This window comes from Bacillus sp. SRB_8 (assembly GCF_003264205.1).
Lineage (GTDB): Bacteria > Bacillota > Bacilli > Bacillales > Bacillaceae_G > Bacillus_A > Bacillus_A mycoides.
In genome coordinates, this window is sequence record NZ_NADT01000005.1 from 41,292 (window position 1) to 53,852 (window position 12,561).

Annotated in this window: 10 protein-coding genes; 8 read left to right on the forward strand and 2 right to left on the reverse strand. The window is 35.8% G+C overall.

All coding sequences use genetic code 11. From position 1 onward, the window contains the following. Window positions 1–56 precede the first annotated feature (56 nt). Window positions 57–179 carry a hypothetical protein gene (locus tag B5P40_RS33315; protein WP_002029704.1) on the forward strand — a complete coding sequence of 41 codons (123 nt, stop codon included), beginning with the start codon at window positions 57–59 and terminating at the stop codon, window positions 177–179. Window positions 180–541: 362 nt separating this feature from the next. On the opposite strand, the gene B5P40_RS04575 is transcribed toward B5P40_RS33315, so the two are convergent. Together B5P40_RS04575 and fdhD are read right to left on the reverse strand one after the other, a co-directional pair. After that, complete coding sequence (locus tag B5P40_RS04575) at window positions 542–1,048, reverse strand: GNAT family N-acetyltransferase (RefSeq protein ID WP_113708920.1); 507 nt, start codon at window positions 1,046–1,048, stop codon at window positions 542–544. Between the two features lie 501 nt (window positions 1,049–1,549). Next, the gene (gene fdhD / locus B5P40_RS04580) at window positions 1,550–2,356 is read right to left on the reverse strand and encodes a formate dehydrogenase accessory sulfurtransferase FdhD (protein WP_113708921.1); all 807 of its coding nucleotides are present in this window, start codon (window positions 2,354–2,356) and stop codon (window positions 1,550–1,552) included. A gap of 295 nt (window positions 2,357–2,651) precedes the next feature. Here fdhD and fdhF point away from each other — a divergent pair, with 295 nt between their 5' ends. From fdhF to B5P40_RS04615, 7 genes are all read left to right on the forward strand, one after another. Next, a complete protein-coding gene (gene fdhF / locus B5P40_RS04585) occupies window positions 2,652–5,594 on the forward strand; it encodes a formate dehydrogenase subunit alpha (protein ID WP_002010447.1) in 2,943 nt (980 codons plus the stop codon). Window positions 5,595–5,606: 12 nt separating this feature from the next. Then, window positions 5,607–6,089 carry a helical membrane plugin domain-containing protein gene (locus B5P40_RS04590; protein WP_002140332.1) on the forward strand — a complete coding sequence of 161 codons (483 nt, stop codon included), beginning with the start codon at window positions 5,607–5,609 and terminating at the stop codon, window positions 6,087–6,089. Between the two features lie 154 nt (window positions 6,090–6,243). Continuing rightward, window positions 6,244–8,115, forward strand: coding sequence for a glycerophosphoryl diester phosphodiesterase membrane domain-containing protein (locus tag B5P40_RS04595; protein WP_113708922.1), 1,872 nt, complete (start codon window positions 6,244–6,246; stop codon window positions 8,113–8,115). Window positions 8,116–8,483: 368 nt separating this feature from the next. Next, entirely contained in the window at window positions 8,484–9,617 is a 1,134-nt protein-coding gene (ald, locus tag B5P40_RS04600; protein ID WP_002010453.1) for an alanine dehydrogenase, read from the forward strand. A gap of 103 nt (window positions 9,618–9,720) precedes the next feature. Then, entirely contained in the window at window positions 9,721–11,136 is a 1,416-nt protein-coding gene (locus B5P40_RS04605) for an amino acid permease (protein WP_002029712.1), read from the forward strand. Window positions 11,137–11,264: 128 nt separating this feature from the next. Beyond that, the gene (locus tag B5P40_RS04610; protein ID WP_044444461.1) at window positions 11,265–11,825 is read left to right on the forward strand and encodes a class I SAM-dependent methyltransferase; all 561 of its coding nucleotides are present in this window, start codon (window positions 11,265–11,267) and stop codon (window positions 11,823–11,825) included. A 350-nt stretch (window positions 11,826–12,175) separates the two neighbouring features. Further along, window positions 12,176–12,553, forward strand: coding sequence for an ArsR/SmtB family transcription factor (locus tag B5P40_RS04615; RefSeq protein WP_002010461.1), 378 nt, complete (start codon window positions 12,176–12,178; stop codon window positions 12,551–12,553). The last annotated feature ends 8 nt before the right edge of the window (window positions 12,554–12,561 follow it).

Genomic DNA, 12,561 nt, shown 5'->3' on the forward strand with positions numbered 1-12,561 from the left:
CGGATAAGAAAAATTTCCTATCTCACACTTTTTTTAATATAAAGGGGATTGTACACATGAGTAAAAAAGTAGAACGTTTACAAAAAGAAAAGCAAGATCGTAATGCGATTGTAATGTGTGTTGCGGTATCTATGCTTATTATGATAAGTTGTGTAAATAAATTTTTCGGGATTTTATAATAGAAAAAAAGCTTATTGCTTCTTAAGAAGCAATAAGCTTTTTTAATGTGTTCTATATAATAAACCAGGGTAGAATTGCCAGTCCAGAAGTTACAATTGCTGTAGCAAATATTAAAAAGATAGCTTGTTTGTTTTGTTTCATGTTACATTCTCCTCTACATATCAATTGCATGCTATACGTTTATTTAATAATTAGCGGGAGACGGATCCTCCTCGCTGAGTGAAGTTTCACTTTATATTTTTAGTATAACGAATGGAAAGGATTGGAACGATCGATAAAGGTGACATGAAGATTACATTGTTGTAATGAAAAAAGCATCTTAATTAATAAGAAGATGCTTTTGAAAAATTATATTAAAATGTTAATTATTTAAGAATAAAACCATATGCTCTTCGTCCCAATATTGGCCATTATGTTTTAAGGACCGTTCTTGCACACCGTAAGTTTGGAAGCCGAGGGACTCATATAATTTTTTTGCAGCAGTGTTATCAGCGACAACATGAAGCATAAGCTGTTCTACATGTAATTTATCGGCATTTTCAATAATCGCTTTAATTAAAGCTCGTCCTGCACCGAGGCCACGCGCTTTTGGAGAAACAAAAACTGAGCCGATTTTTGCCTTATGCTCCTGCTTAATAAATGGCTTTGTTTCTAGAGTAGCAATACCGATTAAATCATTATCTTTGAAGACACCTAGAGTATACTTATCCGGATTGCTTAATCGCTTTGCCATAGCAGCGACAGGGTTTTCCTGTTTAAGAACATCTTCATAAGAAGAGCTAAAAGCCTCAGGGTTTTTCATTAAACCTTCCATACACACTTTCAAATAAATTTCTGCATCCTCTGTTGTTAATAAGCGAATTTCCATAGTTGTAACCTCCTAGATTGATTCAAATTTAATTCATTAACTTTGTAAGATTAAGTTTAGTTAAATGTATTCTGTGACTATTCTTTCTTAATTTGTAAAAGAATGAAAAGATTATGCTACTATGTTTTCATTTTATTTATCCCGCTATTTGTGGGCAGTAAAACTCCTACCTCAAAATTCGGCTGGAGCAAAGAAGTTAGGTGGGAGTCGGGCTGCCCGTAAAAGCCCGATTGGTGAAGGCTAATAATCAGTGGGGGATGAACACCCCCCACTGATTATAGTTTCACTTTATGTAATGAAATTATATATTAACTTTATTAACTATTCAAGGTTTTAATATGTTACATTTTTATAACTAAAATTTCCGCTTTGTAAAGGAGTCATTTTTATCCAACTATTCGTGGGAGTCAGATTGCCCGTAAAAGCCCGATTGGTTGGGCTAATAATCAGTGAGGAGGGAAAAACCCTCCACTGATTAAATTTTCACTTTCTTTTACGTATTCAATCGTTTATTTTGTAGCCATTGATTCGTTCCGGATGTGTATAAATATTGCAAGATCCATTTCGAATAAATCCTACTACGGTAATACCTAAATCGTGGGCGAGTTGCAGAGCTAGTTTAGTTGGAGCTGATTTAGATAGAACAATTTCGCAACCTATTTTTGAAACCTTTAACAAAATTTCAGATGAGATGCGTCCGCTAAACGCAATGATTTTCCCTTGAACAGAGATATTGTTTCGTAAACAATGACCGTATATTTTATCTAGCGCATTATGTCTTCCGATATCCATTCTTGATAAAAGAATGTTATTTCGATCACATAAAGCGGTATTATGCACACCACCCGTTTGGCGAAATGTAGTTGAAGATTGTTGTAAGGAAGTCATTAGGTGAAAACATTCTTCCGGAGTAATAGTTATATGTATATCATGTAACTTTTTTGCTTTTGCTGCATCGTTGACGAAAACAAAACCTTGTCTACTTTTCCCGCAACAAGAAGTTACGTACCGTTTATTATATAAAGTTTGATAGAGCGGATTAATTTTTGATGATTTTACATGGACAATTCCGTTTTCTTTTTGGATCCATAATTCTTCAATATCTTTATAAGAAGAAATAATTCCTTCAGAAATTAAAAAACCGGTTACCATATCTTCAATGTAATTAGGAGTGCATACAACTGTTACGTATTCTTCGCTATTTAATTTAATTGTAATGGGAGATTCCGTAACAACCTCATCGGTTTGTTTTGAAAATGTACCAGATTGATAACGTACAATTGTATATGTTTCTTGAATAGGCCCCATATTAAATTCCCCTTTATATGTATTTTTCTCCATATTTATCATAAAACATCGAAAAAACAAAAGCATCTACTAACAAGAAGATGGCAGATTATTTTGGTTATTATTGTATATGTACGATATAATAGATTTGTAGAATAGCGACATTTTCAAGCTTTCGTAGTTATACCTTATAACATCTAGAATCGACTTCCAAAGGAAAGTATTTTAACAGGGCGCTTCAAAAATATGTACAACACAATTATGAAAACGGATTCATAATTGTGTTGTACAGTTAGTTGTAAGGAGAGGGGAAACTATGACAGAACAGACAGTCCGTGTAACCGTTGATGGTAAAGAATTTTTCGTATCAGGTGAAAAGACGATACTCCAATTGTTTAACGAAAGTAATTTAGAACATCCTCAAATTTGTCATGTACCAGAGGTAGATCCTATTCAAACTTGTGATACATGTATTGTAGAAGTGAATGGAAGTTTACTACGTGCCTGTTCGACAAAGTTGGAAGATGGCATGCATATTGAGAGGCAATCGGAACGTGCAAAGGAAGCACAAACTGAAGCGATGGATCGAATATTAGAGAATCATTTATTGTATTGTACAGTATGTGATAACAATAATGGTAACTGTAAAGTCCATAATACAGTACATATGATGGAGATTGAAGAACAAAAATATCCATATGAACCGAAAGTAAGTGCATGCGAAGTGGATACGTCGCATCCATTCTATCGATACGATCCAAATCAATGTATTGCTTGTGGGCAGTGTGTAGAAGTATGCCAAAATTTACAAGTAAATGAAACTTTATCGATTGATTGGAGTTTAGACCGTCCACGTGTTATTTGGGACAATGGTGTGAGTATAAATGACTCGTCTTGTGTTAGCTGTGGGCAATGTGTAACAGTTTGTCCTTGTAATGCATTAATGGAAAAAACGATGCTAGGAGAAGCTGGATTTATGACTGGTTTAAAACCAGATGTGCTAAATCCAATGATTGATTTTGTAAAAGATGTAGAGCCTGGATATAGCAGTATTTTAGCAGTTTCAGAAGTAGAGTCCGCGATGCGTAAGACGAAAATTAATAAGACAAAAACAGTTTGTACATTTTGTGGTGTAGGTTGTTCATTTGAAGTATGGACGAAAGATCGTCAAATTTTAAAAGTGCAACCTGTTTCAGATGCACCGGTTAATGGTATTTCCACATGTGTAAAAGGAAAATTCGGATGGGACTTTGTGAACAGTGAAGAGCGTATTACAAAGCCGTTAATTCGCCAAGGGGATATGTTTGTTGAGGCTTCATGGGAAGAGGCTCTTGAAGTTGTTGCATCTAATATGCAACATATTAAATCAGAGTATGGTAGCGATGCGTTTGGTTTTATTTCTTCTTCGAAAGTAACAAATGAAGAAAACTATCTTATGCAAAAACTAGCTCGTCAAATATATGGAACAAATAATGTAGATAACTGTTCCCGTTATTGCCAATCTCCAGCAACAGACGGTTTATTTAAAACTGTCGGTATGGGCGGAGATGCTGGAACAGTGAAAGATATTGCTGAGGCAGGTCTTGTTATTATTGTTGGGGCAAATCCAACAGAAGGACATCCTGTACTTGCAACTAGAGTGAAGCGTGCTCATAAATTACATGAACAAAAACTAATTGTCGCAGACCTTCGTAAACATGAAATGGCGGAGCGTGCTGATATATTTGTTCACCCGAGTCAAGGGACGGATTATGTATGGCTTGCTGGGATAACGAAATACATTATCGATCAAGATTGGCACGATAAAAAATTCATAGCTGAAAATGTAAAGAATTTTGATGAATATAGCAAAATGCTAGAAAAATATACGCTTGATTATACTGAGGGAATTACAGGGATTTCTAAAGCTCAGTTAAAAGAAATGGCTCGTATGGTATATGAAGCAGATGGTACTTGTGTACTTTGGGGAATGGGTGTAACTCAAAATACAGGAGGAAGTACAACGTCAGCAGCAATTTCAAATTTACTTCTCGTTACAGGTAACTACCGTCGTCCTGGTGCCGGTGCGTATCCGTTACGCGGGCATAATAACGTACAAGGTGCTTGTGATATGGCGACATTACCGAACTGGCTTCCGGGTTACCAAGCTGTTTCAGATGATGTGCATCGTGCGAAATTTGAAAAAGCATACGGTACTACGATTCCGAAAGAACCGGGATTAAATAATATCGCAATGTTACTTGCGGCCGAAGAAGGAAAACTGCGTGGTATGTATGTTATGGGAGAAGAAATGGCTTTAGTAGATTCAAATGCCAACCATGTACAACATATTTTAGCGAATTTAGACTTCCTTGTTGTTCAAGATATGTTCTTATCGAAAACAGCTCGTTTCGCCGATGTTATTTTACCAGCAGCACCAAGCTTAGAAAAAGAAGGAACGTTTACGAATACAGAGCGCCGTATTCAAAGATTGTATGAAGTATTGAAGCCACTTGGTGATTCTAAGCCAGATTGGTGGATTTTACAAAAAGTAGCTCGTGCACTGGGCGGAGACTGGAATTATGGAAGTCCAAGTGAAATTATGGACGAAATTGCATCGCTTGCACCGTTATACTCTCAAGCGACGTACGACCGTCTAGAAGGCTGGAATAGTTTATGTTGGGGTAGCCATGATGGTAGTGATACACCATTATTATATGTAGATGGATTTAACTTCCCAGACAAACTAGCACGTTTATCACTAGATGAATGGGTTCCGCCAGTTATAGCACCAGATGAGTATGATTTACTATTAAATAATGGCCGTATGCTAGAGCATTTCCATGAAGGGAATATGACGAATAAGTCGGCTGGTATTTTATCTAAAGTGTCTGAAGTATTTGTTGAAATTTCACCTGAACTTGCTAAAGAACGCAATGTGAAAGATGGTGGTCTTGTAGAGTTAGCATCACCATTTGGAAAAATCAAAGTACAAGCGCTTGTTACAGATCGCGTAACTGGAAATGAGTTATATTTGCCGATGCATGCGACAGTAAATGAAGAGGCAATCAATATTTTAACAGGAACAGCAACAGACATTTATACGTGTACACCAGCTTATAAACAAACAATGGTGAAACTGCGCGTATTACGTGAAAAAGGAAATCGTCCGTTACCATCTTCAAACCCGAGAGATAAAAAACGTCATCCGCAAAATGGTGTTGAAATCGAGCGAAAGTGGCAAAGAAAACAATACGTATCACTTGTGGACCAGAATTAGGGGGCGGAGATAATGGCAAAAGAGATTACTTTAATTAAAAAGAAGATTGTAACAGAAGAAGAAAAAAAACAGCAAGTAACAGATGAGTTGTTAAATGATCTAGCTGAAAATAGAGAAGCAGTAGAAGAGACGATGCAGCTATTAGCGCAGTTGCAAAAAGCTGGAATTTTAGATGCAGCAATTAGTTTACTTGCTGCAAAAGAAGATGTTTCCAAAATAGCTGTTGAACAATTGAATCGTGAACCAGTAAAGAATGCATTAAACAATATGATGGGGGCAGGAGAGGCATTATCTTCAGTGGACCCAGAAATAACGAAACAAATAACATCTAGTTTAGTCACTGGATTACAATTTGCAACAGAGGAATTAAATAGTGGTAAAAAAACAAAAGTGATGGATTTCTTTAAAGTGTTAAAAGATCCAGATATCAATAGAGCAATTACATTCGGTTTTAGCTTCTTGAAAGCATTTGGTCAAGGGTTAGAGAAAAAATAGAGTAAATGAAAAAGTGATGGCAAGTAGCCATCACTTTTTCATTGTATGTATAAGAGTGTTCATGTTAAGCGGAATATATTATTATTAAAAAGATGGGTTGGAAATGGAAATATGGAATCCATCTCAAATATCGTTTTAGAATGTGGAGGAATATATGCAACACCGTAAAAGACTATCTATACCAGGGGTAATGGGACATTCCTTTCAAACAGTTAGATTTGCTTTTTGGAATGTATTAACCTTTCAACTTGCTTATAAATTATTAGCAGCGATTGTATTTGTCCCGCTATTTGGGATCATTTTTAATAAGTTATTGTATTTTGGTGGTTATGCAAATGCGACGAATGATGAATTATTAGCGTTTTTAAAGACACCATACGGTATTTTGGCAATCGTAATTTTATCATTGTTAGCACTGTTTCTTATCTTTACGGAATTTGCGGTGCTTATTATCATTTCGTACTTCGCTCATAAAAGACAAAAGGTGAAATTACGTCCGATTTTATATAAAACCGTAACGTATTTACCTACTCTTTTCACATATTGCTTACCAGGATTTATTTTATATGCTGTCGTATTGTTACCTCTTTTAAATCTTGGATATGAAACGGCATTAATTCCGCAAATTCAAATTCCTAACTTTATTACAGGAGAACTGTTTAAGACAACGATGGGACAAGTTGGTTATTACACGTTCTTTGCTGTAGTTGCGTATTTGAACCTTCGCTGGATTTTTGTTCTACCTATTGTTGTTTTAGAGCAAAAGCCGTTTCGCACAGCAGCACGTAAAAGTGCAATGTTAGTAAAAGAAAGTTTTTTTAAAGTACTATTCTTTTTAGTAGGATTTTTTATTTCAATAGGGATTGTGTACGGTGTATTTTTTGGAATGTATTTATTGTGTCTATGGGGCATGTATGAATTTACAAATCCACAGGGAACATTTGCATTATTAGCAGAATCAACAATGTCTGTATTTTTAACGAGTACATTGTATTTATTTAGTTTTATCGTGACGCCATTTTATATTATGGCAATAACACGATTGTATTTACAAAAGGTTCCGGTTGAAGATGTTTTATTAGAAGAAGGATTAGATTATTCGAAAACAAAAGCAGATAAATGTTTCTTCCAAAAACATCGTTGGAAATTTATTGGTGTATATATTGTAGGAATTATTACTGCCGGAATGGTCGTTGCCTTCATTGTAACGTTTATTTCAAATTCATATAAAGAACCAATTATTATGGCTCATCGTGGTTATATTTCAAAAGGTGTAGAGAATACAAAAGAAGCTCTGCAGGGGGCTATTGATGCCAAAGCAGACTACGCTGAAATTGATGTACTGCAAACAAAAGACGGTGAACTAGCAGTTATACATGATTTGAAGCTAAAACGTCTTGCGAATGCTAATGTTCACGTGTCAGATTTAACGATGGAGGAGTTAAGACAGCTTACCCTTAGTCAAGATGGGTTTTCAGGACAAATAAGTACACTTGATGAGATCATTAAGCTGGCAAAAGGAAAAATCAAACTTAATATTGAAGTGAAGCTTCATGGTGGCGAAAAAGATTTCGTAAACAAAGTATTAAAAGCGATTAAAGATAATGAATTTGAGAAGCAATGTGTCATTCAAACGTTACACTATCCGCTTATTAAAGAGTTTAAACGTGCAAATCCAAATATAAAAGTAGGATATATACTGTATGCGAGTAGAGCTAACTTAAAGAATGTGAAGGCTGATTTTTATGTAGCAGAAGAATACATGTTAAATAAGAAATTAGTAAAAGAAGCAAGGAAGCTAAACAAGCCAATTTACGTATGGACAGTAAATGATATGGAAAGTTTAAAGGCATATTATAAGTTAAACGTGGATGGTATCATTACCGATTATCCTGAAGACGCACGTGAAACAATTAAGATGTTAAAAGAGCAAGAAGATCGTGAAAGTGATATATTTGATAAAATTACCGAGACGACAGAAGATCTATTTTCAAAGTTATTTATGATCTATCCAGCTGCTGGCTAAATGCTAGTAGCTGTTTTTTATGAAAAGAATATATTTCTAAAGTATTGTACAAAGTAATAAGTGTATATGTATACGTAACTACTTAGTTTTTTTGCATTGTTACATTATTGTCAAATAATAAATAATTACTATGCGTTTTGAATGGATATAATGTAAATAGAGTGATAGATAATGAGATGGTACAAATAACCCAATAGAATCAATGTTTCGTATATTTACACTATTCTAAATATATAAACTTTAAAAAAATGGTATGTTAGCGTTTTCATAACTTTTAAGTTATGCTAGAATAAGGACATAAGTTATTAATTATTACAAAAAGAAAAAAGAGTTCCTTTTTTCTGTTAATTATAAGGGGGCATTTCATTATGCGTATTGGGGTACCAGCAGAAATTAAAAACAACGAAAACCGTGTGGCAATGACACCAGCAGGTGTTGTACATTTAGTTCGTAACAATCACGAAGTATTCATTCAAAAGGATGCAGGTGTAGGATCTGGTTTCACAGATGCTCAGTATGTTGAAGCGGGAGCAAAAATTGTTGATACAGCTGAAGAAGCTTGGAACATGGAAATGGTTATGAAAGTTAAAGAACCAGTTGAAAGCGAATACAAACACTTCAGCGAAGGTTTAATCTTATTCACATACTTACACTTAGCTCCAGAACCAGAATTAACAAAAGCGTTAATCGAGAAGAAAGTTGTTGCTATCGCATATGAAACAGTACAATTAGAAAACCGTTCATTACCATTACTTGCACCTATGAGTGAAGTAGCTGGTCGTATGGCTGCACAAATCGGTGCACAATTCCTTGAGAAAAACAAAGGCGGTAAAGGTATCTTACTTGCAGGTGTTCCAGGAGTTAAACGTGGTAAAGTAACAATTATCGGTGGTGGACAAGCTGGTACAAATGCTGCTAAAATTGCAGTTGGACTAGGTGCGGATGTAACAATCATCGACTTAAGTGCAGAACGTCTTCGTCAATTAGATGACATTTTCGGAAACCAAGTAAAAACTTTAATGTCTAATCCTTACAATATTGCAGAAGCTGTAAAAGAGTCTGATCTTGTAATCGGTGCAGTATTAATCCCAGGTGCAAAAGCGCCAAAACTTGTAACAGAAGAAATGATTAAATCAATGGAACAAGGTTCTGTTGTTGTAGATATCGCGATTGACCAAGGTGGTATTTTCGAAACAACTGACCGTATTACAACTCATGATAACCCAACTTATGAAAAACACGGCGTTGTTCACTATGCAGTTGCAAACATGCCAGGTGCGGTTCCACGTACATCAACTCTTGCATTAACAAACGTAACAGTACCATATGCAGTACAAATTGCTAACAAAGGCTACAAAGAAGCTTGCCTAGGCAACACTGCATTATTAAAAGGTATTAATACATTAGAAGGCTATGTAACATTCGAAGCAGTTGCAGAAGCTCACGGTGTAGAGTACAAAGGTGCTAAAGAATTATTAGAAGCAGAAACAGTATCTTGCTAATAGAAGCATTATACAAAACAAAATCGAACAATATATAAAACAACATGATAAGAGCTAAGAGATAATACCTCTTAGCTCTTCTTGGTAAAAGGGGGCATTCATCGTGGCCAACCTATTTAAAAAGAAATCCGTTACGCAATTGTTAGGGGAAAGTAAAAGTAAAACTTTGACGAAAACGCTAGGGGCATTTGACCTAACAATGCTAGGGATTGGTGCGATAATTGGTACAGGAGTTCTAGTATTAACTGGATTAGTAGCAGCAAGAGATGCTGGTCCAGCAGTTATTTTTTCATTTATGATTGCAGCAATTGTTTGTGGATTTGCAGCTTTATGTTATGCAGAGGTTGCATCTGCACTTCCTGTTTCAGGTAGTGTGTACACATATTCATATGCAACAATTGGTGAGTTTGTTGCCCATTTAATGGGATGGACATTGCTATCCGTATATGTCGTAACGACTGCCGCAGTAGCTGGCGGATGGACAGGTTATTTCAATAATTTAGTGAGTGGATTGGGACTTGAAATTCCTAAAGCATTGTTAACGATTCCATCGCAAGGTGGTATGGTGAACTTACCCGCAGTTATCATTACGTTGGTGATAACTTGGTTATTATCACGAGGTACAAAAGAAAGTAAGCGTGTGAATAACATAATGGTATTAATTAAAATTGGTATTGTTGTTTTATTCATTGCAGTTGGTGTATTCTACGTGAAACCAGAAAACTGGATACCATTTGCACCGTACGGCTTAAGTGGAGTCTTTGCCGGAGGAGCAGCAGTATTCTTCGCTTTCTTAGGATTTGATGCATTAGCAACTTCTGCTGAAGAAGTAAAAAATCCGCAACGTGATCTACCGATTGGTATTATTGCTTCATTAGTCATTTGTACAATCATTTATGTTGTAGTTTGTCTCGTTATGACAGGTATGGTTTCTTACAAGGAATTAGATGTACCTGAAGCGATGGCCTATGTACTAGAAGTTGTAGGACAAGATAAAGTGGCTGGTGTAATTGCTATTGGAGCTGTAATTGGTATTATGGCTGTAATTTTCGCATACATCTACGCTACGACACGTGTATTCTTCGCGATGAGCCGTGACGGTTTATTGCCAAAATCTTTTGCGAAAATTAACAAGAAGACAGAAGCACCAACATTTTCAGTTTGGTTAACAGGAATTGGTAGTGCTTTAATTGCTGGATTTATCGATTTAAAAGAATTGTCAAATTTAGCGAATATTGGAGCGTTATTAACATTCGCGATGGTTGGTGTAACTGTCATCATTCTTCGTAAAACGCATCCGAAATTACAACGTGGATTTATGGTACCATTTGTACCAATCTTACCGATTATTTCAGTTGCATGCTGTCTATTCTTAATGGTAAATCTACCGTTAAAAACATGGATATACTTCGGTGTTTGGTTGGCAATAGGAGTAGTTGTATACTTTGTATATTCGAAAAAGCACAGTCATCTAAAAGAAGATGGAAGTTCGCAAGATAGTTTAGAAAAAGCTAATTAAAGGGATATAACATAGTAAGCCTTGTGCGTCTAGGGAGCGCGCAAGGTTTTTTCTTTTGGGGAAATAAAAGGGGTCAATGTTACTTTGTCGAACTTTTTATGTCGGAATATGAAAAAAGGGGTGGAAAGATGGAGACGAAAGTTGTCGTTGGAGCAGAGGGATATAATAATAATCCAGGTTGGTTACATACGAATGAAGAAGAATTAAATTTATTAAAAAGAGAAACGTGGATTAATAAATTTCCGTCTAATTCTTTATCAGTAATTTTGGCTGAGCACGTATGGGAGCATTTATCGTATGAAGAAGGTATAGAAGCAGCTAAAGTTTGTTATGAGTTTTTAGAAGATAGTGGATATATTCGCTGCGCAGTGCCGGATGCATTTTTCCCAAATGAAGAGTATCAGCGTGGTGTGCAAGTGGGAGGACCTGGCCCGTTAGATCATCCAGCTGCAAGCCATAAAATTGTACATAACTACAAAACGATTATATCTATGTTTGAAGCTGCAGGTTTTCAAGTAAAGCTTTTAGAATACTGTGATGAGAATGGCCAGTTTCATTATAGTGATTGGGAAGAGAACGGTGGATTTATTTATCGATCGAAACGTTTTGATCATAGAAATCAAGATGGTAAATTAGGATTTGCTTCGTTAATTGTGGATGCAGTAAAAGTTAATAAAGTGAAACTTTAATCAGTGGGGGGCTTCATCTCCCACTGATTATTAGCCCTCACCAATCGGGCTTTTACGGGCAGTTAATCTCCCACCTAACTTCTTTGTTTCAGCTGCATTTTGAGGTGGGAGTCTTACTGCCCGTTAATGCGGGATAAATAAGAAGGGATGCACGGTAGTTTTCGTGCATCCTTTTTGTATGAAGGGCATGATAGATGCGGAGAATATTTATATGTTTATTTTGAAATGTGAACGAAATGTTTTAAAAAATGTATGAGAATTCATTGACACATATGAATAGACGCTCATATAATAAAGGTATAAGACATATGAATAGTTGTTCATATGTTCAAATAAAGAGGTGAGCTGTGATGGCTGAAAATAAAGTAGAAACGCAACAGGAAGCATGTTCTCAAACGGTAATTCACGAGGAAATCGTGGATCAAGTAAAACAAACAATTCCGACTGATGAAAGTTTAAGTAAAGTAGCAGAATTATTTAAAGTATTAGGTGACCGTACACGTACGAGAATATTACATGCATTATTTGAAGCTGAAATGTGTGTTTGTGATTTAGCTTATTTATTAGGAATGACGCAATCTTCAATCTCACATCAGCTTCGTGTATTAAAGCAAGCAAAGCTTGTAAAGAACCGTAAAGAAGGAAAGGTAGTTTATTACTCATTAGCTGATCAACACGTAATTCATATCTTCGAGCAAGCGTTTGAACACGTAAACGAGGAAGAATAAAAAAGCGA